The 26244-nt window shown below is 62.9% G+C and carries 26 protein-coding genes; 17 read left to right on the top strand and 9 right to left on the bottom strand.

Features of this window, described 5'->3' with window-relative positions; genetic code table 11:
• Window positions 1–43: 43 nt before the first annotated feature.
• The 4 genes from GWC77_RS20470 to GWC77_RS20485 all read right to left on the bottom strand — a co-directional run bounded on the left by GWC77_RS20470 (window position 44) and on the right by GWC77_RS20485 (window position 2094).
• Complete coding sequence (locus GWC77_RS20470) at window positions 44–415, bottom strand: hypothetical protein (RefSeq protein WP_173259977.1); 372 nt, start codon at window positions 413–415, stop codon at window positions 44–46.
• Window positions 416–554: 139 nt separating this feature from the next.
• The gene (locus tag GWC77_RS20475) at window positions 555–1379 is read right to left on the bottom strand and encodes an anti-sigma factor (protein ID WP_173259978.1); all 825 of its coding nucleotides are present in this window, start codon (window positions 1377–1379) and stop codon (window positions 555–557) included.
• Window positions 1376–1897 (bottom strand): sigma-70 family RNA polymerase sigma factor, encoded by a 522-nt coding sequence (locus tag GWC77_RS20480; RefSeq protein ID WP_173259979.1) that lies wholly within the window; start codon window positions 1895–1897, stop codon window positions 1376–1378. The genes GWC77_RS20475 and GWC77_RS20480 overlap by 4 nt, the downstream gene beginning before the upstream one ends.
• 47 nt (window positions 1898–1944) lie before the next feature.
• Window positions 1945–2094, bottom strand: a complete 150-nt coding sequence (locus GWC77_RS20485; protein WP_173259980.1) for a hypothetical protein — start codon at window positions 2092–2094, stop codon at window positions 1945–1947.
• A 266-nt stretch (window positions 2095–2360) separates the two neighbouring features.
• On the opposite strand from GWC77_RS20485, the gene GWC77_RS20490 reads away from it, so the two are divergent.
• Window positions 2361–3089, top strand: a complete 729-nt coding sequence (locus tag GWC77_RS20490) for a FadR/GntR family transcriptional regulator (RefSeq protein ID WP_173259981.1) — start codon at window positions 2361–2363, stop codon at window positions 3087–3089.
• 93 nt (window positions 3090–3182) lie between these two features.
• Here the strand turns inward: GWC77_RS20490 and GWC77_RS20495 are convergent, their stop codons facing one another.
• Window positions 3183–4925 carry an IlvD/Edd family dehydratase gene (locus GWC77_RS20495; protein ID WP_173259982.1) on the bottom strand — a complete coding sequence of 581 codons (1743 nt, stop codon included), beginning with the start codon at window positions 4923–4925 and terminating at the stop codon, window positions 3183–3185.
• 324 nt (window positions 4926–5249) lie between these two features.
• Between GWC77_RS20495 and GWC77_RS20500 the strand changes: the two genes are divergently transcribed.
• The 9 genes from GWC77_RS20500 to araH all read left to right on the top strand — a co-directional run bounded on the left by GWC77_RS20500 (window position 5250) and on the right by araH (window position 15623).
• Entirely contained in the window at window positions 5250–6215 is a 966-nt protein-coding gene (locus tag GWC77_RS20500; RefSeq protein WP_173259983.1) for an ABC transporter substrate-binding protein, read from the top strand.
• A gap of 47 nt (window positions 6216–6262) precedes the next feature.
• Window positions 6263–7789, top strand: a complete 1527-nt coding sequence (locus GWC77_RS20505; RefSeq protein ID WP_173259984.1) for a sugar ABC transporter ATP-binding protein — start codon at window positions 6263–6265, stop codon at window positions 7787–7789.
• Complete coding sequence (locus GWC77_RS20510; RefSeq protein WP_173259985.1) at window positions 7786–8838, top strand: ABC transporter permease; 1053 nt, start codon at window positions 7786–7788, stop codon at window positions 8836–8838. Before GWC77_RS20505 ends, GWC77_RS20510 begins: the two co-directional genes overlap by 4 nt.
• Complete coding sequence (gene yjfF, locus GWC77_RS20515) at window positions 8835–9935, top strand: galactofuranose ABC transporter, permease protein YjfF (protein WP_173259986.1); 1101 nt, start codon at window positions 8835–8837, stop codon at window positions 9933–9935. Before GWC77_RS20510 ends, yjfF begins: the two co-directional genes overlap by 4 nt.
• Before the next feature lie 21 nt (window positions 9936–9956).
• On the top strand, window positions 9957–10883 hold the full coding sequence (locus GWC77_RS20520; RefSeq protein ID WP_173259987.1) for a dihydrodipicolinate synthase family protein: 927 nt from the start codon (window positions 9957–9959) through the stop codon (window positions 10881–10883).
• 23 nt (window positions 10884–10906) lie between these two features.
• A complete protein-coding gene (locus tag GWC77_RS20525; RefSeq protein WP_173259988.1) occupies window positions 10907–11836 on the top strand; it encodes a Gfo/Idh/MocA family protein in 930 nt (309 codons plus the stop codon).
• Between the two features lie 123 nt (window positions 11837–11959).
• Window positions 11960–12964 carry an arabinose ABC transporter substrate-binding protein gene (locus GWC77_RS20530; protein WP_173259989.1) on the top strand — a complete coding sequence of 335 codons (1005 nt, stop codon included), beginning with the start codon at window positions 11960–11962 and terminating at the stop codon, window positions 12962–12964.
• A gap of 4 nt (window positions 12965–12968) precedes the next feature.
• On the top strand, window positions 12969–14516 hold the full coding sequence (araG, locus tag GWC77_RS20535; protein WP_173259990.1) for an L-arabinose ABC transporter ATP-binding protein AraG: 1548 nt from the start codon (window positions 12969–12971) through the stop codon (window positions 14514–14516).
• Window positions 14517–14600: 84 nt separating this feature from the next.
• Window positions 14601–15623, top strand: a complete 1023-nt coding sequence (gene araH / locus GWC77_RS20540; RefSeq protein WP_173259991.1) for an L-arabinose ABC transporter permease AraH — start codon at window positions 14601–14603, stop codon at window positions 15621–15623.
• A gap of 27 nt (window positions 15624–15650) precedes the next feature.
• Here araH and GWC77_RS20545 read toward each other — a convergent pair whose 3' ends face one another.
• Together GWC77_RS20545 and GWC77_RS20550 are read right to left on the bottom strand one after the other, a co-directional pair.
• Complete coding sequence (locus tag GWC77_RS20545) at window positions 15651–16238, bottom strand: TMEM175 family protein (protein WP_173259992.1); 588 nt, start codon at window positions 16236–16238, stop codon at window positions 15651–15653.
• Window positions 16239–16247: 9 nt separating this feature from the next.
• Window positions 16248–16553 carry an addiction module antidote protein gene (locus GWC77_RS20550; RefSeq protein ID WP_173259993.1) on the bottom strand — a complete coding sequence of 102 codons (306 nt, stop codon included), beginning with the start codon at window positions 16551–16553 and terminating at the stop codon, window positions 16248–16250.
• Window positions 16554–16801: 248 nt separating this feature from the next.
• On the opposite strand from GWC77_RS20550, the gene GWC77_RS20555 reads away from it, so the two are divergent.
• Entirely contained in the window at window positions 16802–18877 is a 2076-nt protein-coding gene (locus GWC77_RS20555) for an NAD(+) synthase (protein WP_173259994.1), read from the top strand.
• 10 nt (window positions 18878–18887) lie between these two features.
• Here the strand turns inward: GWC77_RS20555 and GWC77_RS20560 are convergent, their stop codons facing one another.
• On the bottom strand, window positions 18888–19424 hold the full coding sequence (locus GWC77_RS20560) for a peroxiredoxin-like family protein (RefSeq protein WP_173259995.1): 537 nt from the start codon (window positions 19422–19424) through the stop codon (window positions 18888–18890).
• Window positions 19425–19522: 98 nt separating this feature from the next.
• On the opposite strand from GWC77_RS20560, the gene GWC77_RS20565 reads away from it, so the two are divergent.
• The 3 genes from GWC77_RS20565 (at window position 19523) to GWC77_RS20575 (ending at window position 21761) form a co-directional block, all read left to right on the top strand.
• Window positions 19523–20281, top strand: a complete 759-nt coding sequence (locus GWC77_RS20565; RefSeq protein WP_173259996.1) for an AraC family transcriptional regulator — start codon at window positions 19523–19525, stop codon at window positions 20279–20281.
• 94 nt (window positions 20282–20375) lie between these two features.
• The gene (locus tag GWC77_RS20570) at window positions 20376–21542 is read left to right on the top strand and encodes a DUF4382 domain-containing protein (RefSeq protein WP_173259997.1); all 1167 of its coding nucleotides are present in this window, start codon (window positions 20376–20378) and stop codon (window positions 21540–21542) included.
• A gap of 63 nt (window positions 21543–21605) precedes the next feature.
• A complete protein-coding gene (locus GWC77_RS20575) occupies window positions 21606–21761 on the top strand; it encodes a hypothetical protein (protein ID WP_173259998.1) in 156 nt (51 codons plus the stop codon).
• A gap of 165 nt (window positions 21762–21926) precedes the next feature.
• On the opposite strand, the gene GWC77_RS20580 is transcribed toward GWC77_RS20575, so the two are convergent.
• The gene (locus tag GWC77_RS20580) at window positions 21927–22463 is read right to left on the bottom strand and encodes a cytochrome b (protein ID WP_173259999.1); all 537 of its coding nucleotides are present in this window, start codon (window positions 22461–22463) and stop codon (window positions 21927–21929) included.
• A 256-nt stretch (window positions 22464–22719) separates the two neighbouring features.
• On the opposite strand from GWC77_RS20580, the gene GWC77_RS20585 reads away from it, so the two are divergent.
• The 3 genes from GWC77_RS20585 to GWC77_RS20595 are packed head-to-tail and all read left to right on the top strand — an operon-like array spanning window position 22720 to window position 26165.
• Entirely contained in the window at window positions 22720–25074 is a 2355-nt protein-coding gene (locus tag GWC77_RS20585) for a TonB-dependent receptor (RefSeq protein WP_173260000.1), read from the top strand.
• Window positions 25075–25107: 33 nt separating this feature from the next.
• The gene (locus GWC77_RS20590) at window positions 25108–25758 is read left to right on the top strand and encodes a MotA/TolQ/ExbB proton channel family protein (RefSeq protein ID WP_173260001.1); all 651 of its coding nucleotides are present in this window, start codon (window positions 25108–25110) and stop codon (window positions 25756–25758) included.
• Window positions 25755–26165: a biopolymer transporter ExbD gene (locus tag GWC77_RS20595; RefSeq protein ID WP_173260002.1), complete on the top strand. Its 411-nt coding sequence runs from the start codon at window positions 25755–25757 to the stop codon at window positions 26163–26165. The genes GWC77_RS20590 and GWC77_RS20595 overlap by 4 nt, the downstream gene beginning before the upstream one ends.
• Window positions 26166–26244: the final 79 nt, after the last annotated feature.

The following is a 26244-nucleotide window of genomic DNA, read 5'->3' on the forward strand; positions in this document are numbered from 1 at the left end:
TTTTCGAAGACGACCCGTCCCGCGTGCCGGAGGCACGTGCGCATCAGGGTTTGGCGATATGCCAGACGCCTTTGACGCCGTCGCCGTTCTTGTCGCCGGGCTTGGCGTCTTTCGAGAAACGATACAGCCGGTGCCCGTTGTAGGCCCATTGTTGCTTGCCGTCCGCGGTCTTCACGAGCGTCCAGTTGCCGCTCGCTTTGTCGTAGTCGTCCGCTTTCGCTGCGGGCCAGATGGTCGCGCATTGGTCTTTGCATGCGCTCGCACCGTCCGCCGCCTTCGCGTCCGCATCGAAGGTATAAAGCGTCATGCCGTCTTCGTCCACCAGCATGCCATTGGCTGTTTTCGGTTGTTCGGCAAGAGCTGCAACGGGAATAGCGCATGCCACGGCGGCAACGCAGGCGAGGGATTTGATCATGTTGTTCTCCGTTCGATTGCAAAGATCATGAGTCGAATCGGCGAATGCCGGCTGCATATCATGTGCAGCCGACGTTCGCAATCCATGCGATAAACGGATTCGATAGCGCCGCTATTCCATGCGCCGTCAATTTAGTTGGTCATTGCCACGATTCGGGCTTGCCGCCGAGCGCGCTGCACACTTCGATCGCGATCGCGCGCAGCTTCGCCTCGGATATCGGGCCCGACAATGCGTAGCCGAGGTGATCGCTGACCCAATAGAACGTACGGCGATCGCCGTCGCGCAACAGCCGGAACGCCGTTTCATCAGTGGGAATGCGCGTGACATAAAGCGTGAGGCGCGCACCCGAGGCACTCTCGTACATGAACTGTGCGGCCGGCCCCGCTTCGCCCGGCAACAGACGCCCGCCGACGAGCGAGTAGCCGTACTCCCGGAGCGACGGCACGGACAGCGGCTTGCCGAGCCGTTTCGACAGCCAGCTCATCAAATGCGCCTCGTCGCCCGCCCCTACTTCGACCGGATGACGGACTTCCGGCGCATAGACGGCATACGCGATATCGGCACGACGCGCGAACGTCGCCGGCTCCTGATGCCGCCGCAGCTCGGGCATCAATGTACTCGCCATGACACCGATGGCGATCCCTGCGGCCAGCCAGCCCGCGGCAAGTGCCATGCGCCGCGGCCACGCGGTACGCGCGCGCAGCACGATCACCGGAGCGACGCCCTCTTCCGGCGCGTTGCACAGGGCGCGCAGCGCCGCTTTTTGCGCTCGCCATGCGGCCACGCGTGCCTTTGCTTCGGGATCGTGCTCGAGTGCCGACAGCACCGCTGCACGATGCGTTTCGTTCAACTCCCCGTCGACGAACGCGCCGAGCATCTGCGAATCGATGCCCGCTTCACCTGCTTTGTCCGCTTTGCCCGCTTTACCCGCTTCCGGCCCGGAATCGCGATGGTCGTCGTTCATGGCTTGTTTCTCACAACTTTGAGGGGCGCCGGCTTATGCGCCGGTCCCACATCGAGCAGCATCCGCATGTGCTCCCGCGCACGCGAAAGCCGGGACATGACGGTGCCGATCGGTACATCCAATACGTTCGACGCCTCCTGATACGTCAGTTCTTCGACACCGACGAGCAGGATCACTTCTCGTTGCTCCATCGACAGGTGATAGAGCGCCTGCTGGACATCGCGCAGTACCAGACCGTCGACCTCTGCGCGCGGCGCCTCGAGGCTACGCCAGGGCGCGCTTTCGTCGTCCACCGCGATCTCGCGCCGCGCGCGCAACTGGTCGATGTAGAGGTTTCGCAGGATCGTGAAGAGCCACGCGCGCAAGTTGCTGCCCGGCTCGAACGCCTTGCGGCGAATGAGCGCGCGTTCGGCCGCGTCTTGCACCAGATCGTCGGCCCATGCGGCATCGCCCGTCAACGCGCGCGCGTAGCGGCGCAGTTGCGGCAGCTTGCCGATGACGTCGGCTTCGAAGCTCACGCGTGCGTCACCGCGTGTCGCGCGGTCTTCATGGCGTGCACCGGCAATCAATAACCGCCGCTACCGCTGCCGCCCGAGCTCGACGCACCGGTCGAGCCCATCGAACCGTCGGTGGTCGAGCACGCGGTCGCCGACAGCGATGCCAGCGCCAAAACGAGCATCGTGAACACTGCGGGGAGAAATTGACGGATTTTCATCTTCGGCTCCAGTTGAGGTAGTAATGGCCGCGCCTGGCTCATACCGGCGCCCCGGCCATCGAACGGCAAGCGACCGAGACGGCGTTCACCGCACCGATGCAACTCGATCACCTTTTCTTAACGGACTGGGGTGCCCGATTATTCCCTGACGGCGCAATTTTTCCGATAAATCGTGCTTTGGCCCATGCTATGCTGCGAACAACCTCCGCGGCTACGTGACCGCGCGAGTTCGCCTCGCGCGGTCAGCGCACCGCATTGAACAGACCATGGACTATCGGCATCTCAAGAATCGCAAGAGCATGCACGCTCGGATCGTGCAGGAACTCGGCATCGAGATCGTCAGCGGCAAATTTGCCCCCGGCGAACGCCTGCCCCCCGAGCCCAGCCTTTGCGAAGCCTACGGCGTGAGCCGGCCGGTTCTACGTGAAGCCACCCGTGTGCTGGTCGCCAAAGGGCTCGTGGTATCGAAGCCGCGCGTGGGCAGCGTCGTGCGCCCACGGGAAGAATGGCACATGCTCGATCCCGACGTGCTGTTCTGGACAATCAGCAGTACGCCCGAGGGCGATTTCTTTCGCTCGCTGCTGACGGTGCGCCGCATCATCGAGCCGGCCGCGGCCGCGCTGGCGGCGACCGAAAGCACGGAAGCCGATTTGGCGCGCATTCGCCGGGCGTTCGAACAGATGGCGAGCGCGGAAACGGCCTCGGCATTGCTCGATCCCGATCTGGAGTTCCATCGCGCAATCATGGCGGCTACGCACAACGACATGCTTGCCTTCATCGGCAATATGATGTCGATGGCGCTCTCCGAGTCGATCAAGCTGACAAGCCGCCATCCGGACACGCATGCGCTGTCGCTGCCGCGTCACAAGGCCATTTTGACGGCAATAGAAAACCGCGACCCGCTCGGCGCACGTCAGGCAAGCCTCGTTCAACTCGAGAACGCTCGCGCCGACGCCGAAACGATTCTCGAAGTGGCCACCCGCAACGCACGTTGACGAGAAAGGCCGGCACGAACAACGTCAGTCGTTTGTGCCGGCCTTCTTAAAGCCCCTTCTCAGTCACGCCCCGCCTTCGTACCGCCCGCGCTTTCAATGCGAATGCGGCGGCACTTCGGCCCCCCGGCAGCCGACCAGGAAATCGAAGTCGCATCCTTCGTCCGCTTGCAATACGTGGTCGACATAGAGATTGCGATAACCGCTCGCATCCCCAGGCGCCGCACGGTACGTTTCGCTCCATTCGGCGAGACGCGCCGTCATCTCCGCCGCGGAGATATCGAGGTGCAGTCGGCCAGCCTCGCAATCGAGTTCGATCCAGTCGCCGTTGCGCACGATGGCCAGCGGACCGCCCGCGCGTGCCTCCGGTGCCACATGCAAAACCACGGTGCCATAGGCGGTGCCGCTCATGCGCGCATCGGATATCCGCACCATATCGGTCACACCCTGCGCGAGGATCTTCGGCGGCAGCCCCATGTTGCCGACTTCGGCCATACCGGGATAACCCTTCGGTCCGCAGTTCTTCATCACCAAAATCGAATCGGCCGTGACATCCAGCTCGGGGTCGGCGATGCGCGCCTTGTAATCGTCGAAGTTCTCGAAGACGACGGCGCGGCCGCGATGTCGCAACAGCGAAGGCGTGGCTGCGGACGGCTTGAGTACCGCGCCGCGCGGAGCGAGGTTGCCGCGCAACACACAAAGCCCGCCGTCCGCCACGAGCGGATTGTCGAGCGGCCGGATCACCTCGGCGTCGTAGAGCGGCGCTTCCTGGCAGTTCTCCCAGATCGAGCGGCCATTGGCCGTCAGTGCATCCGGGTGCGGCAGCAGGCCCGCATCGCCGAGCCGGCGCAGCACGGCGGGCAAACCGCCCGCGTAATAGAACTCCTCCATCAGAAAGCGCCCCGACGGCTGCAGATCGACGATCGTCGGCGTACCCCGCCCGATGCGCGTCCAGTCATCGAGGTCGAACGGCACACCGATGCGCCCCGCGATGGCCTTCAGATGAATGGCGGCATTGGTCGAGCCACCGATCGCGGCGTTCGTACGCACGGCGTTCTCGAATGCCTCGCGCGTGAGCAGCTTGGACAGGCGCAGATCCTCGAGCGCCATTTCGACGATACGCATGCCCGATAGGTGGGCCAGGACATAGCGGCGAGAGTCGACAGCCGGGATCGCTGCATTGTGCGGCAACGTCACCCCGAGCGCTTCGGCCATACAGGCCATCGTCGAGGCGGTACCCATCGTGTTGCAGGTACCGGCCGAACGCGACATGCCGGCCTCGGCCGACATGAATTCGTGGATCGAGATCTTTCCGGCCTTGACCTGCTCGCTCAATTGCCAAACGACCGTACCGGAACCGATGTCGCGCCCTTCGTGCTTGCCGTTTAGCATCGGGCCGCCGCTCACGAGAATGGCGGGCACATCGCAGCTCGCCGCCCCCATCAACAGCGCCGGTGTAGTCTTGTCGCAGCCGGCCAGCAATACGACGGCGTCGATCGGATTACCGCGGATCGACTCTTCGACATCCATGCTCGCAAGGTTGCGCGTAAACATCGCCGTGGGGCGAAGATTGGACTCGCCGTTCGAGAAGACGGGAAACTCCACCGGAAATCCGCCCGCCTCGAAGACGCCGCGCTTGACATGCTCCGCGAGCTTGCGAAAGTGCGCGTTGCAGGGCGTCAGCTCCGACCACGTGTTGCAGATGCCGATGATCGGCTTGCCCTGGAATTCATGATCGGGAATGCCCTGGTTCTTCATCCAGCTGCGGTACATGAAGCCGTTCTTGTCGGCCGTGCCGAACCACTGGGCGGAACGGAGCTTAGCGCGTTTGTCGGTCATAGCTTGTTCGATAAAATTCTGTAAGTAGTAATACTATATCGGGACTGCCGAGCGCTGACCACTATTTGAGAAACCCAAACTTTTGGTCGAGCCGTCAATGTCCCTCGGTCTGCGATTTACACGAGAACGCACCGTTTGGGGCGTCAACTTCTCGCAACGACCGTACAGAAATAGCATGACTATTGGGTTTCGTGATCTGGGGAAAACGCTAATCGCGCCCGCATGACTCGATGCCTATAGTTTGGCTATTTCCGGGTCTGCGCAAGCGAGCCGGGATAGGCGCAAGCAACAAAGACAAACGAAGAGAAACCGGAGACACAGACGATGAGACGCACCGTACGCCAGACGCTTAAGGCCTTGTTTACTGTCACGCTTCTCACGGCCGCCGTTGCGGGCCATGCGGAAGACAAGAAAATCACGCTGGGCTTTGCGCAGGTCGGCGCGGAGAGCGCCTGGCGCACAGCGAACACCGTCTCGGTCAAGCAGGCCGCGAAGGATGCCGGCATCAATCTGAAGTTCTCCGATGCGCAGCAAAAGCAGGAAAACCAGATCAAGGCGATCCGTTCCTATATTGCGCAGAAAGTCGACGTGATCGCGTTTTCGCCAGTGGTCGAATCGGGCTGGGAGCCCGTGCTGCAAGAAGCGAAGCGCGCCCATATCCCGGTCGTGCTCACGGACCGCAACATCGATGTGAAGGACAAGGATTTGTACGTCACGATGATCGGTTCGGACTTCCTCGAAGAAGGCCGCCGCGCGGGCCGTTGGCTCGAGGAAACGTACAAGGACAACCCCGGCCCGATTAACATCGCCGAGCTGCAAGGCACGGTGGGTTCGGCACCCGCGAACGATCGCCACGCCGGCCTGATGGAAATCATCCAGAAGGATCCCAAGTTCAAGATCATTGCGTCGCAAAGCGGCGACTTCACGCTCGCGGGCGGCAAGCAGGTGATGGAAGCGTTCGCCAAGACCTACGGCAAGAAGATCAACGTCGTCTATGCGCATAACGACGATATGGCGCTCGGCGCGATCCAGGCCATGGAAGAAGCCGGCATCAAACCCGGCAGCGACGTGAAGGTCGTATCGTTCGATGCCACCAAGGGCGGCTTCCAGGCGATGATCGCCGGCAAGATCAATGTCGACGTGGAGTGCAGCCCGCTGCTCGGACCGCAGTTGATGTCGGCCGTCAAAGACATCGTTGCGGGCAAGCAACTGCCCAAGCGCATCGTGACGAACGAAACGGTGTTCCCGATGAACGTCGCGGCGCAGGTCCTGCCGCAGCGTAAATACTGATCCGTCGCGCCGCGAGGCCCTGAGACCCCAAGCTTGAGCAAATGCCCATGACCGGCCCTCTCGTGCTCGAAACCGTCGGCCTTTCCAAGTCGTTTCCTGGCGTACAGGCGTTGCGCAATGTCGATCTGCATCTGTACGCAGGCGAGATTCATACGCTGATGGGCCAGAACGGCGCCGGCAAATCGACGCTGATCAACGTGCTCACGGGCGTGCATCCGCACGATGCCGGCGAAATTCGCATCGAGGGGCGTCCCGTGGACTTCGCGGCGCCGCTCGAAGCGGAGGCCGCCGGCATCCGGACGCTCTACCAGGAGGTCAACCTTTGTCCGAATCTGTCGGTCGCGGAGAACATCTTCGCGGGCCGACAGCCGATGCGCCGTGGCGCCATCGACTGGAAAGCGATTCGCAAGGGCGCCGAAGCGGCGCTGGCACAGCTCAACGTGTCGCTCGATGTCACCAAGTCGCTCGACACCTACCCGATCGCCGTGCAACAGATGGTGGCGATCGCACGTGCCGTATCGGTCGATGCGCGCGTGCTGATTCTCGATGAGCCGACGTCGAGCCTCGACGACAGCGAAGTGGCGCGGCTCTTCGACGTGCTTCGCAAGCTCAAGCGTTCGGGCATGGCGATTCTGTTCGTCACGCATTTTCTCGAACAGACCTACGCCGTGTCGGACCGTATCACCGTCATGCGCAACGGCGAGCGCGAAGGGGAGTATCTGGCGAAGGATCTGCCCGTCGATACGCTCGTCGAAAAGATGGTCGGCGACACGCGCATGGCTGAGCGGCAGGCCAACGCAGCTGCCCGCCAGGCAACGCAGGCGCCCGGCGACAGCGCCGACGTGGCGCGCTTTCAGATGCAGGGCGTAGGACGTCGCGGACTGTTGCATCCCGTCGATTTATCGATCGAGCCGGGACGGATCGTCGGTCTCGCGGGCCTGCTCGGCTCGGGTCGCACCGAAACGGCTCAATTGCTGTTCGGCGCCGAGCGCGCCGATACGGGCGCCGTGACTGTCGACGGCAAACCCGTCAAGCTGGGTTCGCCGCGGCATGCGGTGCGCCACGGCATCGGCTACTGTCCCGAGGATCGGAAGAAGGAAGGCATCGTCGCCGCGCTTTCGATCCGCGAAAACATCGTGCTGGCGCTGCAGGCGCGGCGCGGCTGGTGGCGCCCGCTCGGGCGCGCGAAAGAACGGCGCATCGCCAACGAATACATCGCGTCGCTCGGGATCCGCGCGCGCGATGCCGAACAACCGATCGAGCTGCTCTCGGGCGGCAATCAGCAAAAAGCGCTGCTGGCCCGGTGGCTCGCCATCGAGCCGCGCATGCTGATTCTCGACGAACCCACGCGCGGCATCGACGTCGCCGCCAAATTCGACATCATGGACCGTGTTCTTGCCCTGTGCGCGAAAGGGCTCGGCATCCTGCTGATCTCCTCCGAACTCAGCGAAGTGCTGCGCGTGAGCCATCGCGTCGCCGTGCTGCGCGACCGGCGCAAGGTCGCCGAGCTCGCGGGCGACAAGCTCGACGAAGACGAAGTCTATCGGCTCATCGCCGGAGGCAACGCGTCATGACAGCACGCATCGGTACTGCCCTTCGGGCCGCTTTGCGGCACCCGCTGCTGTGGCCCGTGCTCACGCTCGTGCTGCTGTTCGCGCTCGACGTCGCGCATCGCGCCGATTTCCTCGCGATCACGATGCTCGACGGACATCTGTTCGGCGCACCCATCGACATTCTCAACCGCGCAGCCCCGCTGGCCATCGTGTCGCTCGGGATGACGCTCGTCATCGCGACGCGCGGCGTCGACATTTCCGTGGGCACCGTCGTCGCCATCGCCGGCGCCACGGCGGCGATGTTGCTGGCCGACGACCCGACACATGTCGGCCGTGCCGTGGCGGCCGCGCTCGGCGTCGGGCTCGTGGCTGGCGCATGGAACGGCTTGCTCGTCGCATTCGTCGGCATGCAGCCGATCATCGCGACGCTGATTCTCATGGTCGCGGGCCGCGGCATCGCCCAGTTGTTGACTGGCGGGCAGATCATCCCTATCTCGGCGCACAGCTATCTGACGCTCGGCGGCGGCTATCTCGCCGCGGTGCCCTGCTCCGTCTGGATCGCGGCCGGCGCGACGGCGGCCACCGCACTGCTCATCAATCGCACGGCGCTGGGGCTGTTCATTCGTGCGATCGGCATCAATCCGGTGGCAACGCGCCTCGTCGGATTGCGCGCGAGCGCGATCGTCTTCGGCGTCTACGTGTTTTGCGGACTGGCCGCCGCGCTCGCCGGCGTCATCACGAGCTCGAACGTGCGCAGCGCCGACGGCAACAACGCGGGCCTGCTCCTCGAGCTCGATGCGATCCTCGCGGTCACGCTGGGCGGGACCTCGCTGCTCGGCGGCCGCTTCTCGCTTGCCGGCACCGTGCTCGGCGCGCTGATCATCCAAACGCTCACCTACACGACCTATTCCATCGGCGTGCCGCCCGAAGCGACGCTCGTCGTCAAAGCGATCGTCGTGCTGCTCGTGAGCATCATTCAATCGGCGAGCGCGCGCGAAACGATCGTCCGGTTCATCGGACGTGCGGTCGTGCTGGCGCGCGTCAAACCTGTCAACGAGGCGGCCAAATGAGAGCCGTATTGCAGCGACTCATCGATCCGCGCACGCTGCCGATCGCCGTTACCGTCATTCTCTTTGCCGCGCTGTTCGGCTTTGGCTCGGCGATGTATACCGGCTTCGGTTCGTTACAAGTCCTCGTCGGACTGCTCGTCGACAACGCGTTCCTGCTGATCGTGGCGATCGGCACGACGTTCGTCATCGTCTCGGGCGGCATCGACTTGTCCGTCGGCGCCGTGGTGGCCTTCACGACGATTCTTTGCGCGATCCTCTCCGAACGGCTGCATTGGCCGGTCTGGGCGATCGCACCGCTCGTGCTCGTGCTCGGTGCCGCATACGGCGCCGCGATGGGCGCGTTGATCCATTTTTTCAAGCTGCAAGCGTTCATCGTCACGCTGGCGGGCATGTTCCTCGCACGCGGCGCGTGCTTTCTGATCACCACGCAATCGATCGAAATCCATGAAGCATCGTTTCATGCGTTGGCGAGCTTTCATGTCCCGATCGGCAGCGGCGATCTCAACGCGGGTGCGTTGATCGCGCTCGCCATGCTGGCAGTGGCGATCTACGTGGCGCACTTCACGCGCTTCGGCCGCAATGTCTACGCGATCGGTGGCAACGAAAAGTCGGCACTGCTGATGGGTTTGCCCGTCGCACGCACGAAGGTCGGCGTCTATGCTTTTGGCGGACTGTGTTCCGCGCTCGGCGGTCTCGTCTTCACGCTTTACGTGCTGTCGGGCTATGGCCTGCAGGCGCAAGGCATGGAACTCGACGCCATTGCCGCGGCCGTCATCGGCGGCACGCTGCTTACCGGCGGCGTCGGCTATGTCATCGGTTCGGTGTTCGGTGTCGGTGTGCTCGGCACCATTCAAACGCTGATCACATTCGACGGTACGCTCAGCTCGTGGTGGACCCGCATCGTCATCGGCGCGTTGCTTTGCGTGTTCTGCCTGCTGCAACGCGTCATCGAACGGCAGGCCGCGCGCCGCAAGGCAAACGGCTCGGGATTGGGCGGCCATGCGGCTGCCGTCGACGAAACACGCCCCTCGGACGAAGGCGCCCTGCCCTTGAGTCTCAACGAGCGCGCGCTACCCGCTCAGGCGAACATCCGATAGCTTTCAACCAGGAGTCGAATTGTGGTGACCTTTTCCCGACCGTTCTCGGGTCTCTTTCCTGTCGCACCGACGCCGTTCACCGAATCGGGCGACCTCGATCTCGACGGCCAGCGCCGTGTGATCGACTGCATGGTCGACCAGCGTGTCGACGGCATCTGCATTCTCGCTAACTACTCGGAGCAATATGCGCTGACCGACGCCGAGCGCGATACGTTGATCGACGTCTGTCTCGAGCAGACGGCTGGCCGCGTGCCGGTGATGGTGACCTGCAGCCACTTCACGACGCGCATCGCAGCCGACCGTGCGCGGCGTGCCGCCGCGGCGGGCGCGAGCCTCATCATGGTCATGCCGCCCTACCATGGCGCGACGATGCGCGTGGACGAAGCCGCGATGTTCGAGCATTTTGCACGCGTGGCCGAGGCGGCAGGCGTGCCGGTCATGATCCAGGACGCGCCCCTCTCGGGCGTGGCGCTCAGCGTGCCGTTCCTCGCGCGTATCGCACGCGAGCTGCCGCTTGTGCGCTACTTCAAGATCGAGGTGCCGCAAGCGGCGGCCAAACTGCGCGCCTTGATCGCCGCGGGCGCCGATGCCATCGAAGGGCCGTTCGACGGCGAAGAAGCGATCACGTTGATGCCCGACCTCGATGCAGGGGCAACCGGCACGATGTCGAGCGCGTTGCTGCCCGACCTGATCCGGCAAGTCTTCGACGATTTCCGGGCCGGGCGACGCGACGAGGCGCGCCAAGGCTATGCGCGCATTCTGCCGCTCATCAACTACGAAAACCGCCAGTGCGGCTTGCGCGCCACCAAGACCGTGATGATGGAAGGCGGCGTGATCAAGAGCGATGCCGTGCGCCATCCGCTCGAAGCGTTGGCGGGCGCGACACGCGCCGAGCTGCTCGAGCTGGCGCGCGAAGCGAACCCGCTCGCGTTGCGCTGGGGCCGGTAAGAAGCGAACAGGCGAGACGATTCATGAGTCACACACTGAAGTTGGGCCTCGTCGGCATCGGTAAGATCGCGCGCGACCAGCATTTGCCGGCGATTGCCGTGGATGCCGGCTTCGAGCTCGTGGCCTGCGCGAGCCGCCACGCCGAAGTCGAAGGCGTGCGCAACTATACGACCCTCGAGGACATGCTGGCCCACGAGCCGCATCTCGATGCGGTTTCACTCTGCGCGCCGCCGCAGGTGCGCTTTGCGCAGGCACGCGCGGCGCTCGAAGCCGGCAAGCACGTCATGCTCGAAAAGCCGCCCGGCGCGAGCCTGCACGAGATCGAGATCCTGCGCCAGTTGGCGCGCAAGGCCCGCCGCACGCTGTTCGCGAGCTGGCATTCGCGCCACGCGCCGGCCGTGGAGCCTGCGCGCGCGTGGCTCGCCTCGCGTGAAATCCAGGCGGTAGAAGTGAACTGGAAAGAGGATGTACGCAAATGGCACCCTGGACAAAAATGGATCTGGCAACCCGGCGGCCTCGGCGTATTCGACCCGGGCATCAACGCGTTGTCGATCGTAACGCGCATCTTGCCGCGCGAAATCGTGCTCAACGCCGCGACGCTGCACTTTCCGTCAAACACTCAAACGCCCATCGCGGCGAGCCTGCTCTTCGCCGACGAGCACGGTGCGCCCGTGCGTGCTGAGTTCGACTGGCGTTATGGCGCAACCGAGCAATGGCAGATTGCGGTGACCACGAACGTCAGCCGATTGCGCATCGACGCGGGCGGCAAAACGCTCGAGATCGATGGCAAGCCTGTCGACATCGGTCCCGAACGCGAATACCCGTCGCTTTACGCACATTGGCGTCAATTGATCGAGCGTGGCGAAGAGGATGTCGATGTGCGTCCGCTACGCCATGTCGCCGACGCGTTCTTGCTCGGCACGCGACGCGAGGTCGAGCCGTTCGTCGACTGAATAAACGAACGCCAACCCGAATTCCAAACCCACGAACCGAGTTGAGGAAAGCCGCAACAAGTGGCGTTGATCGACGCATTACCACACTACCGGTCTATGGAGACCGACACCAAGGAGACAAGTATGACCAGCAAGCTTCGCCGCTTCACGTTGTGCGCCGCCGTGGCGATGACGTTCGCCGCACCGTTCGCCATGCAAAGCGCAGTCAAGGCGGACGAGCCGCTCAAGATCGGTTTTCTCGTGAAGATGCCCGAGCAGGCATGGTTCATCAACGAGCAAAAGGCTGCCACGGCGCTCGGCAAGCAGGACGGTTTTTCGGTCGTCAACATCGGCACGCCCGATGGTGAAAAAGTATTGGCCGCCATCGACAACCTCGGCGCACAAGGCGCGAAGGGTTTCGTGATCTGCGCGCCCGACGTTCGCCTCGGCACGGCCATCAAGGCCCGCGCCAAGAAGTACGGCATGAAGTTCGTGACCGTCGACGACCAGCTCGTCGACTCGGGCGGCAAGCCGCTCGCGGATGTGCCCCACCTCGGCATGTCGGCGTTCAAGATCGGCAATCAGGTCGGCCAGGCGATCTCGGACGAGATGAAAAAGCGCGGCTGGAAGCCCGAGGAAGTCGGCGCGATCCGCATCACCGACTATGAACTGCCGACGGCGAAGCTGCGCACGGATGGCGCGACGAAGACGCTGCTCGACAACGGCTTCAAGAAGGAAAACATTTTCGACGCCCCGCAAAAGACGACTGACGACGAAGGCGGCTTCAACGCGGCGTCGCCGGTGTTGTCCAAGCACCCGAACATCAAGAAGTGGGTCATCTACGCGCTGAACGAAGAGACGGTGCTGGGCGGCGTGCGCGCCACCGAGCAGGTGCATATCCCGTCGAAGGACGTGATCGGCGTGGGCATCAACGGTGCGGGCGAAGCGTTCGCCGAGTTCCAGAAGAAGGAACCGACGGGCTTTTACGGCACGATTGCCGTCAGCTCGACGAACCACGGCAAGGATAGCGCCGAGAACCTCGTGAACTGGATCAAGAACGGCAAGCAGCCGCCGGCCGACACCCAGACGACGGGCAAGCTGATGACGCGCGATAACTGGCAAGACGTGCGCAAGGAACTCGGGATCTAAAGGCATGCATAACGCGAACGACATCGCCGAAGCCGCGGCGCCCGCACGGGCGCACGGCGACGCCGCCACCCCTTATCTGGAGCTCGACGGCATCACGGTCAGCTTCCCCGGCGTACTCGCGCTCGACCGCGTTTCGTTGAACGTGCGCTCGGGCGAAGTTCACGGGCTCATGGGGGAAAACGGCGCGGGCAAATCGACTCTGCTCAAGGTTCTTTCGGGTGTGAACGATCCGCAGGCCGGGACGTTGCGCCTCGGCGGTGTCGAGCAGCGTTTCTCGGGCACGAAGGCGGCCATCGATGCCGGCATCGCCATCATCTACCAGGAACTGCATCTGGTGCCCGAACTGACGGTGGCGGAAAACCTGATGCTCGGGCAGTTGCCGAGCCGGCTGGGCGTGCTCGACGAGCGTGCGCTCGTGGCACGCGCCACCGACACGCTCGCGCGGCTCGGCGAACGGATCGATCCGAATACGCAGGTCAAACATCTGTCGATCGGTCAGCGTCAGATGATCGAGATCGGCAAGGCGCTGATGCGCGACGCTCGAGTGATCGCGTTCGACGAACCGACGAGCTCGCTTTCTTCGCGCGAAACCAAACAGCTCTTCCAGATCATCGACGGGCTGCGCGCGGAGGGTCGCGCCATCATCTATGTGACGCATCGCATGGACGAAGTCTACGAGCTGTGCGATCGCGTCACCGTTTTCCGCGACGGCCATTCGATCGAGACGTTCGATGCCGTGGAAGGCCTCGATCGCGACCGGCTGATCAGTTGCATGGTCGGCCGCTCGATTCGCGACGTCTACGGCTACCGGCCGCGCCCGAGCGGCGACGTGCTGATCGAGGCCAAGGGGTTGATGGGGCCGGGTCTTTCCGAGCCGGCTTCGTTCTCGGCGCGCCGCGGCGAGATCGTCGGCTTTTTCGGTCTCGTCGGCGCAGGACGCTCCGAACTCATGAAGCTCGTATGCGGGGCCGTCAAGCCGAGTGGCGGCCACGTCGAATTGAATGGCAAGCCCGTTTCGTTTTCGACGCCGCGCGATGCGGTGCGCGCGGGCATTGCGCTGTGCCCCGAGGATCGCAAGCAAGAAGGGATCGTGGCGATCGCCTCGGTGGCGGACAACCTGAACATCAGCGCGCGCCGGCACTTCAACATCGCCCGGTTCATGCTCAACGAGCGGCGCGAGCGTGAGCTCACCGACGATTACATCGCCAAGCTGTCGATCAAGACACGCGACGGCGATACCCCGATCGGCAAGCTCTCGGGCGGCAATCAGCAAAAGGTCATCCTGTCGCGCTGGCTTGCCGAGAAGATCGACGTGTTCGTCATGGACGAGCCGACGCGCGGGATCGACGTCGGCGCCCGCGCGCAGATCTACGAGTTGCTCTATGGACTGGCCGAGACCGGCCGCACGGTGCTCATGGTTTCGAGCGACCTGGCCGAAGTCATCGGGGTAGCCGATCGCGTGATCGTGATGAAGGAAGGCCGCGTGGTCGGCGATCTGCCCAAGGCGGACGCTACCCCCGATCAGCTGATCAAGCTCGCTTTGCCGCAATAACCTGCAATAACCGAACAGTAATCGCTTCGAACCGGCGTGCGCCTGAGCATCGAGCCCGGGCGGCACCCACGAATGAGAGACATCATGCAACAACCACCGAGCATCCGCCCCGCCGCCGAGCCGGCCCTGTCGTCGCAAGCCGCCCCGCACGAGTCGCCCTCTTTCGGGAGAAGAGCTTGGCGCCTGGCCAACAAGTCCGGCATCGTCATGGTTTTCGTCATCCTGTTCGCGGTGCTGGCGTTGGCGGTACCGGACTTCCTGACGAGCCGCAACATGCAGGGCCTGCTGCTTTCGGTCACCCTCATCGGCTCCATCGCCGTCACGATGATGTTCGTGCTGGCGCTCGGCGAAGTGGACCTCTCGGTCGCCTCGATCGTCGCATTCTCCGGGGTCGTCGCCTCGATGCTGATCACGGCCACGCATAGTGTCGTATTCGGCGTCACGGTTGGCGTGCTCGCGGGCGGCGCGGTCGGTCTCGTCAACGGCGTGCTCGTGGCGCGCTACAAGATCAATTCGCTCATCGTCACGCTGGCCATGATGGAAGTCGTGCGCGGGTTGGCTTATATCGTTTCGAACGGCGATGCGGTCATGATTTCCGAAGAGAGCTTCTTCGATCTGGGCGGCGGCTCGTTTCTAGGCATTTCTTATCCGATCTGGAGCAACATCGTCGGCTTCATCGTGTTCGGCTTTTTGCTGAGAAAGACGGTGTTCGGCAAGAATGTGCTGGCTGTGGGCGGCAACTCCGAGGCGGCCGCGCTCGCGGGCCTGCCCGTGACGCGCATCAAGATCGCAGTGTTCGTGCTGCAAGGACTCGTCACGGGCTTTGCCGGTGTCATGCTGGCTTCCCGGATGAGTCTTGGCGATCCGAAGACTTCGGTGGGCCTCGAACTCGGTGTCATCTCCGCTTGCGTGCTCGGCGGCGTGTCGCTGACGGGTGGCGTGGCGACGATCTCCGGTGTGCTGGTCGGCGTGTTGATCATGGGCTCCGTGCAAAACGCGATGAGCCTCATGAACGTACCGACGTTTTACCAGTATCTGATTCGCGGCGGCATCCTGCTGCTCGCCGTGCTGTTCGACCATTACCGCCGTACGCGGCGCGTGCGTTAAGCGCACGGTGCGGCGCGCGGCGAGTCGTCAGCTCTCGCGCGCCCGAATCGCCCGCTCCATGCGTCGGTCGGGAATGAACCACATGAGCGCGACCGCGACATAGAGAAGTGCCCCCGCGCGCGGATAATCCGCCCCCGCCAACCCGATTCCGAACGCGTAGAGCACAACCGACGCCTTACCCTTCATGTCCCGCCCGATCACCTGTGCCAATCGGCTCTCGGCGCCGTGGTGCCGCACGAGCCGCGTTTGCAGAATGTGATAGGCCGAGGCGCAAGCAAAAAGGTCGACCCCGTAGCAGACGGTCGGCCAACGGGCGAAGTGGTTCTCCCCCATCCAGCCGGTTGCGAAAGGCAGCAACGACAGCCAGAACAGCAAATGCAGATTCGACCAGAGCACGCTGGCATCGACGCTGCGACTGGCCTGAAACATATGGTGATGGTTGTTCCAGTAGATGCCGACGTAGATGAAGCTGAGGATGTAGCTCGCCACCGTCGGCCATAGGGGAGCCAGAGCGGCAAGGTCGGCGCTATGCGGTACCTTGAGCTCGAGCACCATGATCGTGATGATGATGGCGAGCACACCGTCGCTGAATGCTTCGAGCCGGTTTTTTTCCATCGTCGCTTCCTATCCGCTCGCGCGCCCAGTCATCGGTCGAAACGACAGGCGCAAGCCGAGCGCGCCTGCGATCTTCATCACAGTCGCAAAACTTGGATTGCCTTCGCCCGATAGCGCGCGGTAAATGCCCTCGCGACTCATGCCGGTGTCGCGGGCGAGCTTACTAATGTTCCGTGCGCGCGCCACATCGCCGAGTGCGGCGGCAATCAGCGCCGGGTCTCCATCCTCGATGACCGCATCCAGATAGGCCGCAATCTCTTCCTCGGTCTTCAGATAGTCGACCGTGTCGTATCGACTGAATTTTGCAGCACTCATGCCTCCTCCTTCCGCCATGCTTGTCAACCATAGTTGACGCCCTCAATTTGTGAACTATAGCTGACAACAAGGGCCCGCGGTTACGCGTTTCGCGCATGCGGGACTCGCTCCCCGGTGCCCCAACGCCCGAGCCAAGCAGACAGAATCGCGTAACATTGCACATTGAGCTCAATCAAGCCCTATTCCCGATCCGATATCGGCGAACCCGCCAAGCAGCCGATACCGCCGCCGTAAGGAACGAATTCGCCATGACCGAAGTACCGGCCTTTTTCAACCTCTATCGCCACAACTTCGCGCGGCTCGCGGTCGCGGTTCCGCCCGTGCGCGTCGCGGACCCCGCCGTCAACGCGCGCGAGACGATCGCACTGATGCAAGAGGCCGATGCTCGCCATGCACTCGTCACGCTGTTCCCCGAACTCGGCTTGTCCGGTTACGCCTGCGACGATTTGTTCCACCAACAGGCACTGCTCGAAGCGTGCCTGAAGGCACTGAGCGATATCGTCGCCGCGTCGCGTCAATTATCGACGACGGCGATCGTCGGCCTGCCGCTCGTGATCGATGGCCTTCTGTTCAACTGCGGCGCCGTCGTGCATCGGGGCCGTCTGCTCGGCATCGTACCGAAAAACTACCTGCCGAATTACCGCGAGTTCTACGAAGGACGGCAGTTCGCCGAGGCCTCCTGCCTGCACCGCGACTCGATCGATCTCATCGGACAAACCGCTATTCCTTGTTCGCCCGATCTGCTCTTCCGAATCGAAGGGCAGCCGCTTTTCACTTTTCACATCGAAATCTGCGAGGACCTCTGGGTACCGATCCCGCCCTCCTCGTTCGCCGCGCTGGCCGGTGCAACGGTACTGCTCAATCTTTCGGCATCGAACGTGACGGTCGGCAAGGCCGATTACCGACGCTTGCTCGCAAGCGCTCAATCGGCTCGATGCCTGGCAGCGTACGCGTATAGCGCCGCAGGCATCGGCGAATCCACGACTGATCTGGCGTGGGACGGCCACGGAATGATCTACGAAAACGGCAACGCCCTGGCCGAAACCGAGCGCTTCGCCGACAAGGCACAACTGATCTGCGCCGATATCGACCTCGATCGACTCGTCGAGGAACGGATGCGGCAAACGACGTTCGGCGATTCAGTCCGTCTGCATCGCGACACCACAGCACGATTCCGCACCGTCGACGTGCCGGCTGCCCTGCCGACCGGCATCCATCTGCCGCTCGCGCGCCGCTACGAGCGTTTCCCGTATGTGCCGGCGGATCCGGCACGGCGCGGCGAACGTTGCCGCGAGATCTACGATATCCAGGTACAAGGTCTCGTCACGCGCATGCGTGCCGCCAAGACGAAGGCACTCGTCATCGGCATATCGGGGGGCCTCGATTCGACACTCGCATTGCTCGTGTGCGTGCGCGCCGTCGATCGGCTGCAGTTGCCGCGCAGTGCGATCATCGCCTGCATCCTTCCCGGCTTCGGCACCGGTGAACGTACGCTCGGCCAGGCTCGTCGCCTCGTCGCCGCGTTCGGCTGCCGAACGAACGAAATCGATATTCGCCCGAGCTGCATGCAGATGCTTCAAGACCTCGGGCACCCGTTCGCTCGCGGCGAAGCGGTTCATGACATCACGTTCGAGAACGTGCAGGCGGGCGAGCGGACGAGTCACCTCTTTCGCATCGCCAATATGCATGGCGGCCTCGTAGTGGGCACGGGCGATCTCAGCGAGCTCGCGCTGGGCTGGTGCACCTACGGTGTCGGCGATCACATGTCGCACTATGGCGTCAACGCGAGCGTGCCGAAAACGCTGATCCAATATCTAATTCGATGGACCGCCGATGAAAGCGGACTCGATGCGCCCGCCGCCGCGGTCTTGCGCGATGTGCTCGAGACCGATATCAGCCCCGAGCTGATTCCGCCGGGCGAGGACGGGACGATTCAGCTCACCGAAGCCGCGGTCGGCCCGTACGAGTTACAGGACTTCAACCTCTACTATCTGCTGCGTTTCGGTTACCGCCCCTCGAAAGTGGCGTTTCTCGCCTGGACCGCATGGCGCGACCGTACGCGTGGGCCATGGCCGGACCTGCCGGACGAAAAACGCCACGAGTACGGCATCGCGGACATCAAACGCTGGCTGGCCGTATTCCTGCGGCGCTTTTTCGAGCAACAGCAGTTCAAGCGAACTTGCCTGCCGAACGGGCCGAAGGTGGGTTCAGGCGGCTCGCTCTCGCCGCGCGGCGACTACCGCGCGCCGAGCGACGCGAGTGCAAACGCATGGCTGACCGACCTCGATACCGTACCGGACAGCGAGGACGGCGAGCGCGCCTGACGCATGCGCATCAGACTTCTCCCGTGTACTCGCCGCGCGCCGGATACGCATGCTCGATCGTGAAATCGACGGCTTTCAGCAACTCGGCGAAGCTTGGCCGGACGAACGGCATCGATTGAACCGACGCGTAGTAAATCGTCCTGTCGGGCTTGATCAGGAACACGCCCGGCTCCGAAAAGAGCGCAGGCTCTTCGATGCCGATCGACGTCTTTCCGCGCGATGAGGAAATATAAAGGCCCCATTCGCGCGCTTTCTCGAGCGGCAAGCCAAATCCCACGGTCAATCGATCGGCGCCGATCTTCGTCGCCATCTCGCGTGCCCGTGCTTCGTCGTCCGAGCTGATGGCGATAGTCGTCACCCCGCGCTGAGCGAATTCGGGTGTCAGCCGCTCGAGCTCCCGGAGATACATCGCGCAAATCGGGCAATGCAAGCCCCGATAAAAACAAATCAACGTCAGGTAATCGGGCGTTTGGCGCGCCAGATCGAATCTGCCGCCGCCAAGCGTGGCAACGCTGAGTTCCGGCGCAGCCTGTCTGGGTATCAACATCGTGTCTTTCCTCCTGGGTCATCAAGGTGCCGGGCAACCCGTGATTGACGGCACGCATGAAGATTCCCATACTCTCGATCATGAGGAGTCCGAATTGCATGATTGAAAATCCGATGCCCCTGAAGCCCGACCGACTTTCCGCGTTTTTTCGCGCGTTCGACTTCACCGCGAGGGCGTTCTCGCCCGACGACCGCGCAAGCGACGCGACGCTGGTTGTCAAAGGATCCGCGAATGCGGCGCGCAGCCTCGTGCTGAGGATCGGTCCGCCCGTCGCCGCGTTCGATGGCGAGGTGCTCGCCGCTGTTTCGTTATGCTTCGGCGGTCCGTTGAACCCGCTTTTGAGCGCGCTACCCGAGCGTATCGAGATCGGGCTCGAAGACGCGCCCGAGTTGCGCGCGCTCGCTAACGTATTCACCGCCGAGGCGCTCGACGCCCGGTGCGGGAAGCAGACAGCGCTCGAGCGGCTTGCCGAAGTCATCGTCCTCATGGTGCTGCGGCGCACGATCGACGGCGGCGCGACGCAGCCGGGGCTGCTCGCCGGCCTGTCTCACCCCGCCCTGCATCGCGCACTCGCTGTGATGCATGACCAGCCGTCGCGGGCGTGGCGAATCGAGGATCTCGCCGCGATTGCCGGCGTTTCGCGCAGTCGGTTCATGGAGCTGTTCCGCGAAATCGTCGGAACGACACCCAGCAGTTACTTGACGGAATGGCGCCTTGCCCTCGCGCGCCGGGCGCTTGTCCGTGGCGAGCGTGTCAAATCGATTGCCGCGCATGTGGGTTTTGGCAGCGCAGCTGCGTTTTCCCGCGCGTACACGCGCCGATTCGGACACCCGCCTGTCCAAGCCCGCCTGAATTAAAGAAAGAAGTTACCGTTTGTTGCAAATAGAGAAAAGGTTTGCACCGGCTCACGCATATCCTTCGCGCACCAGTGACGAAGAAGAGGTGGTGATCATGAGCCCTAATCTACAAAAACTGCTCTCCGGCGCGGCGCTCGCCTGCACGGCAATCCTGCTCGGCGCCTGCGGCGGCGGAGGCGGCGGCGGTACGCCCACGGGCACGTTGGCCGTTCACATGACCGATGCACCGGCATGCGGCTTCGATCATGTCTATGTGACCGTGAATCAGGTCCGCGTCAACATGAGTTCGGCGGCGGGCGATAACGACGGGGGCTGGAGTGACATCACGCTGGCGACACCGCAGAAGATCGATCTGCTGACGCTCACGAACGGCGTATTGACGACGCTTGGCCAAACCACATTGCCGGCTGGCCAATATCAGCAAGTGCGTCTCGTGCTCGCTTCGAATCAGGGCAACGCGTTGGCCAACTCGGTTGTCGTTTCGGGCACGACGACCGAAGTCGCACTCGCCACGCCGAGCGCGACGCAAAGCGGATTGAAAATCATTCGCCCGTTTACCGTTGAGGCCAACAGCACGGTGGACCTCGTGCTCGACTTCAACGCGTGCAAGTCCGTGGTCCAGCAGGGCAACGGCGGCTATGCGCTCAAGCCGGTCATTACGGCCACCCCCACGACGATAAGCGGTACCATCGACGGCTTTGTCGCACCGGCCGAAGCCGGCGCGACTGTCTATGCCGAGCAAAACGGCAAAGTCATCAGCGGCACCGTTGCCGACAGCACGGGGCATTTCACTTTCGCCCCGCTCGTCGCCAGCGCAAGCAACGGCAACTACGATGTCGTGATCGCGCAAAGCGGCGTGTCGAGCGGCGTCATCACGTCGGTGCCGGTTGTCGTTGGCGCGACGACGCACGTATCGACTGCCGCGCAGCCGATCGCGTTGCCGGCATCCACGATGAACACGGTCAGCGGCACGGTCACCGCGTCCGCGGACGCGAGCCTGCGCGCGCTGCAAACGACGACCACCGGCACTTACGAAATCGCCTCGGCCAACGCCAATCTGACGACGGGTGCGTACACCATGAGCTTGCCGGTCAATCCGCCGCTGGTCGGCGCTTACAGCAACGCTTTGCCGATCTCCCTGACTGCGGCGACCACGTCGGCCGGCCAATATACGATCGAGGCGGATGCTGCCTCCGGTGCGACGCAGTCGAGCGCCGTCAATGTCTCGAGCGGCAGCCAGACCGTCAATTTCAGCTTCTGACACATTGCATTCAAACACCGGAGGGGCGAAGCCCCTCCTCATGCTTATAGCGGGGATTCTCGAATGAAAAAAATGATGGTGATCCTGACGATTGCTGCCGGCGTACTCAGCGGATGCGCTGTCTATGTACCCGATCAGCCCGGCGTCGTAGTCCGCCCGCAAGGCGGCCCCGGCAACGGTTTCTGTCCACCGGGCCAGGCGAAGAAAGGCAATTGCTGATCGGCGACGATCGAACGAAAACGGGCGCGGCAGGCGCCCGTTTTTTTTTGCCACAGCCAACTGAAACGCCGCCGCTTTGTAATGATCTGTAATTCCTGTTTCTGCCGGGGAAAGGCTCGACGACCCGGTCGAACGAAGCTGGCGCTCCGGCCGGCTGGCCGAGCGTCACATCATCCGTCGCAATACGTCGTCCTTGAGCACGAAGCGATGCACGAGCGCGGCGCCGACGTGCATGCCGATAAGCACGAGCAATACCCAGGCGAGCGCGCTATGGACGTCACCCATCGCATGCCCCACTGTGGAACCCGAAGCTGCGAGCGCCGGCAATGGCAGCGTCCCGAAGAGCTTCACGGACCAGCCTCGCGACGACGCGTTGGCCCAGCCAAGCACGGGGACTGCGATCAGCGCAGCGTAGAGCAAGAAGTGTGTCACGCGTGAAACGGTACTGAGCAGCGGCGGCAGGTCGCCCGGAGGGGGCCGGTGCGTAAGCCGCCACAGAATGCGCGCAGCCATGGCCGCGATCAATGCAGCACCGAGCGCGAGGTGCCAGGCAATAAGGCCCACCGGCTGCGTATCCCGGTGCACTTCGGGCATCGTCCAGCCCAAGACGAATTGTGCGGCGACCAGAGCGACCACCAGCCAGTGAAGAAGGCGCGCGACGAGCCCGTAAGTCTCGTTGCCATGTTGCTCGATGACGGACATCGTTACCTCTCGAAAGACCTGGAACGAAAGCATCTTGCCAAGCGAACCTTAGCCGGGGCTTAGCGGTGCGCATCGCCAACCGGATCGCATCTTGCGCAAATAAAGTGATACGTTATATCATCTCATCCCGGCATGATACGTTATATCATTTCATCGATTAACGATGGCATGAGCAGCTTACGAGCAACCCGTCAATTCGCCGCTGTTCCGTGTGAAGACGCATCCGGCAAGCGGCTTCCGCTTTCGAACGACAAAAATGACGAAACACAAAAAACTGATCGCGCGTGCGGGCTGTCTGCACCTTGCCTTGAGCATTCCGCTATACGCACTCGCCGTCCCGGATGCCCCGGCTTTGCGCGGCGTCGTCACGGACCGGCACGGCCGCGCGCTGGAACATGCCGACGTGCTCGTTCAGGATGCCGGCGGCAACACGATTGCTCACGCGCAAACAGGCTCTGACGGGCGGTTCGAAGTGGGTCGCCTCACGTCCGGTACGTACGCGCTGATCATCGATGCGCAAAATTTCAGCAGCAACACGCGCATCGAAACGATCGAAGCGGGCAAGCCGCGCGAAATCGATATCGCGCTCGAACAGGGCAGCGCGCTCGACGTAAATATCGATGCGCAGCGCCTCGATCGCGCGCGCAACGGCTTTCAGCCCGATATCGGCGCGAGCGTCTACCGCGTGACGCAGTCTGACATCGATGTCATGCCGCAAGGCCAGAACACGCCACTCAATCAGGTCCTGCTGCAAATGCCCGGTATCGCCAACGATTCGTACGGGCAGCTTCACGTACGCGGCGATCACGCGGATCTGCAGTACCGTATCAACGGCATCCTCATTCCGGAGCCGATCAGCGGCTTCGGCCAGTCGTTCGATTCGCGCATCGTCGGCCAGCTCAATCTGGTGACGGGCGCGTTGCCCGCGGAGTACGGCTATCGAACGGCGGGTATCGTCGACATCAAAACGAAGGCGGGCGAACTCGGGCAAGGCGGATCGATCGACGTCTATGGCGGCAGCCACCAGACGCTCCAGGAAAGCGCCGACGTCTTCGGCTCGCAGGGACCGCTCAGCTACTACTTTTCCGGCTCCCACGGTGTGAACAACCTCGGCATCGAGTCGCCGACCGCAAGCGGCAGTCCGCCCCACGATCACACGCAACGAAGCAACGGTTTCGGGTACATGTCGTACATCGTCAATCCGCTCACGCGCGTGAGCGTGATGTTCGGCACGTCGACCAACTGGTTCCAACTGCCGAACACGCCTGGTCTGCCGATTCAATACTCGCTGCAAGGTGTCTCGTCGGTCGACTCCAGGAACCTGAACGAAACGCAGTCGGAACTCAACAACTTCGCGGTAATCGCGTTGCAGGGCACGAACGGCGGCAAGCTCGACTATCAGATCGCGCTATCGACGCGCTATTCGCGCACGCAATTCAACCCCGATACGATCGGCGACTTATCGTTCAACGGCGTGGCGTCATCGGACTTCCATAGCGATCAGACGAACGGCCTGCAGACCGATTTCGTCTATCGACTCAACGAGAAACACACTTTGCGCGCGGGCGTGATGGCCCAGCAGGAGCATGCGGACTTCAACCACAGCGTATCGGTCTTTCCGGTCGATGCGAACGGCAACCAGGCCTCGGATGTACCGTTCGGCATCAACGATTCGAGCAGCAAAAGCGGATACCTGTATAGCGCCTATCTGCAAGACGAGTGGAAGCTCACCGACAAGCTGAGGCTGAACTACGGCATGCGCTACGACAAACTGAACGAGTACGTTGACGCGAGCCAATTGAGCCCGCGCATCGGCCTGATCTATCAACCTACCAACGCGACGACGCTGCACGCCGGCTACGCACGCTACTTCACGCCGCCGTCGTTCGAACTGGTATCTCCATCGACGATCGGCCTATTCAACGGCACGACCAATCAGAGCGCCGGGACGCAAAACGATCCGGTGAAACCCGAGCGCGCTCATTATTTCGACGTCGGTCTCGAGCAGAAGCTCACGCAGAATCTGACGGTCGGTCTCGACGCGTACTACAAGATCGCACATGACTTGCTCGACGAGGGTCAATTCGGTACCGCGCTGATCTTCACGCCGTTCAATTATCGGCACGGCCGCGTGTACGGCGTCGAACTCACGACGAGCTACAAGAAGGACAACGTCTCGGCCTATCTGAACATCGCCTACAGCCGCGCACAGGGCAAGAATGTCCAATCGGCGCAGTTCAATTTCGAATCCGACGAGCTCAGTTATATCGCCGGCAACTGGGTGTTTCTCGACCACGATCAGCGCTTGACGGCCTCGTTCGGCGGCGCTTACACGTTCGGCAATACGACGCTGAGCGCCGACGGCATCGTCGGCAGCGGCTTGCGCAGCGGTTTCGCGAACACGGACAAACAGCCGTTTTACGCACAGCTCGATCTCGGTGCGATCGAGCGCTTCAATGAGCCGTACATCGGCAAATTCTCGGCGCGTCTCGTGCTCGTCAATGCGTTCAATAGGGTCTATCAGTTGCGCAGCGGCTCGGGCATCGGCGTGCAGGCGCCGCAGTTCGGCCCGCAGCGCGCGATCTACGCGGGCCTGACGAAGACCTTTTGACGCTCGGCGCACATCGGTGAAAAGGAGAACAGCTTGAGCGAATTGACGAACTTGGCCGAGACCCTACGGCTGGGCGGCTGGGCGGTGTATCCACTGACGGTGTTGGCCGTTGCGGCGCTGGCAATCGTGCTCGATCGCGCATACGTCTTCTGGCGCTGCGCTCGCGTGCCGGTGGAATTGGCCGATGCGATCGGGCAAGCCTGGAACGACGCCGGTGAAGTCGCGGCGCAGGAACGTTTTGCGGCAGCGCTCGAGCGATTGCCGTCGCGACACGCATTCCACCGCGTGGCGCGGCTCTTCGACGAGCGCGGCGCGCCGCTGTGGCGGATCGAAACGAGAATCGATGCCGTGGCCGTGCAAATCCAGCGCGACATCGGTCGCGGACTGTGGCTGCTCGAAACGATCGTAACGGCGGCTCCCCTCGTCGGACTTCTCGGCACGATCGTCGGCATGATGCAGTCGTTCAAACTGATCGGCACGGGGCTCTTGAATCCGGCCGGCATCACCGGCGGCGTCGCGCAAGCGCTCATCGCGACGGCGATCGGAATCGTCATCGCCCTCGTCGCGTTGTTTGCATTCAACTTCTTCTCGCGTCGTATCGATGCCCTGATGGACGAACTCGAATCGTTCGCGAACGGGCGGCTGGCGGACCTACGCATCGCGCGGGACGGCTCCGCATCATGAAGCTTCGGCGTGCTCGTCCCGCCCGGCGGGGCCGCATCGAAATCATTCCGATGATCGACGTAATGTTCTTCCTGCTCGCGACATTCATGCTGACGTCGCTTACGATGCAGCGGCTCGACGCGGTGCGTGTGAATCTGCCCCAGGGCGTGGCCGAACGCGTGGACGAAGACAAGCCGTTGACCCTCAGCGTCACGCGCACGAATCGGATTTTCATCGACCAGCAGTCCGTACGGCTCGATCAGGTGACGCAAGCGGTAGCGCGTCGCTTGCCGCGCGACGGAAACGTCGTCGTAGCCGCCGATGACGGTGCCGCACACGGCGTAGTGGTACAGGCAATGCTTGCGGCTCGACGCGCGGGTGCCTGTGGCGCGACAATCTGGATGAGAGACGCGCGACAAACAAGATGAGAATGTCGCGGCGAGGTTGATGATGCCGATGTTGATTGACGCTGACAAGCGTTTGTTGATTGACGCTCGGCGCATGTTG

Source organism: Paraburkholderia sp. NMBU_R16 (genome assembly GCF_013282575.1).
In the GTDB taxonomy this organism is placed as follows: Bacteria; Pseudomonadota; Gammaproteobacteria; order Burkholderiales; family Burkholderiaceae; genus Trinickia.

Excerpts from the sequence above, each read along its gene's own strand:
- GWC77_RS20595 (WP_173260002.1), top strand. The coding sequence starts at position 25,755 with ATGAAGCTTCGGCGTGCTCGTCCCGCCCGGCGGGGCCGCATCGAAATC.
- GWC77_RS20475 (WP_173259978.1), bottom strand. The coding sequence starts at position 1,379 with ATGAACGACGACCATCGCGATTCCGGGCCGGAAGCGGGTAAAGCGGGC.
- araH (WP_173259991.1), top strand. The coding sequence starts at position 14,601 with ATGCAACAACCACCGAGCATCCGCCCCGCCGCCGAGCCGGCCCTGTCG.
- GWC77_RS20530 (WP_173259989.1), top strand. The coding sequence starts at position 11,960 with ATGACCAGCAAGCTTCGCCGCTTCACGTTGTGCGCCGCCGTGGCGATG.
- GWC77_RS20580 (WP_173259999.1), bottom strand. The coding sequence starts at position 22,463 with ATGTCCGTCATCGAGCAACATGGCAACGAGACTTACGGGCTCGTCGCG.
- GWC77_RS20560 (WP_173259995.1), bottom strand. The coding sequence starts at position 19,424 with ATGTTGATACCCAGACAGGCTGCGCCGGAACTCAGCGTTGCCACGCTT.
- GWC77_RS20490 (WP_173259981.1), top strand. The coding sequence starts at position 2,361 with ATGGACTATCGGCATCTCAAGAATCGCAAGAGCATGCACGCTCGGATC.
- GWC77_RS20570 (WP_173259997.1), top strand. The coding sequence starts at position 20,376 with ATGAGCCCTAATCTACAAAAACTGCTCTCCGGCGCGGCGCTCGCCTGC.
- GWC77_RS20585 (WP_173260000.1), top strand. The coding sequence starts at position 22,720 with ATGACGAAACACAAAAAACTGATCGCGCGTGCGGGCTGTCTGCACCTT.
- GWC77_RS20545 (WP_173259992.1), bottom strand. The coding sequence starts at position 16,238 with ATGGAAAAAAACCGGCTCGAAGCATTCAGCGACGGTGTGCTCGCCATC.
- GWC77_RS20555 (WP_173259994.1), top strand. The coding sequence starts at position 16,802 with ATGACCGAAGTACCGGCCTTTTTCAACCTCTATCGCCACAACTTCGCG.
- GWC77_RS20565 (WP_173259996.1), top strand. The coding sequence starts at position 19,523 with ATGATTGAAAATCCGATGCCCCTGAAGCCCGACCGACTTTCCGCGTTT.
- GWC77_RS20500 (WP_173259983.1), top strand. The coding sequence starts at position 5,250 with ATGAGACGCACCGTACGCCAGACGCTTAAGGCCTTGTTTACTGTCACG.
- GWC77_RS20470 (WP_173259977.1), bottom strand. The coding sequence starts at position 415 with ATGATCAAATCCCTCGCCTGCGTTGCCGCCGTGGCATGCGCTATTCCC.
- yjfF (WP_173259986.1), top strand. The coding sequence starts at position 8,835 with ATGAGAGCCGTATTGCAGCGACTCATCGATCCGCGCACGCTGCCGATC.
- GWC77_RS20505 (WP_173259984.1), top strand. The coding sequence starts at position 6,263 with ATGACCGGCCCTCTCGTGCTCGAAACCGTCGGCCTTTCCAAGTCGTTT.
- GWC77_RS20495 (WP_173259982.1), bottom strand. The coding sequence starts at position 4,925 with ATGACCGACAAACGCGCTAAGCTCCGTTCCGCCCAGTGGTTCGGCACG.
- GWC77_RS20575 (WP_173259998.1), top strand. The coding sequence starts at position 21,606 with ATGAAAAAAATGATGGTGATCCTGACGATTGCTGCCGGCGTACTCAGC.
- GWC77_RS20550 (WP_173259993.1), bottom strand. The coding sequence starts at position 16,553 with ATGAGTGCTGCAAAATTCAGTCGATACGACACGGTCGACTATCTGAAG.
- araG (WP_173259990.1), top strand. The coding sequence starts at position 12,969 with ATGCATAACGCGAACGACATCGCCGAAGCCGCGGCGCCCGCACGGGCG.
- GWC77_RS20510 (WP_173259985.1), top strand. The coding sequence starts at position 7,786 with ATGACAGCACGCATCGGTACTGCCCTTCGGGCCGCTTTGCGGCACCCG.
- GWC77_RS20485 (WP_173259980.1), bottom strand. The coding sequence starts at position 2,094 with ATGAAAATCCGTCAATTTCTCCCCGCAGTGTTCACGATGCTCGTTTTG.
- GWC77_RS20525 (WP_173259988.1), top strand. The coding sequence starts at position 10,907 with ATGAGTCACACACTGAAGTTGGGCCTCGTCGGCATCGGTAAGATCGCG.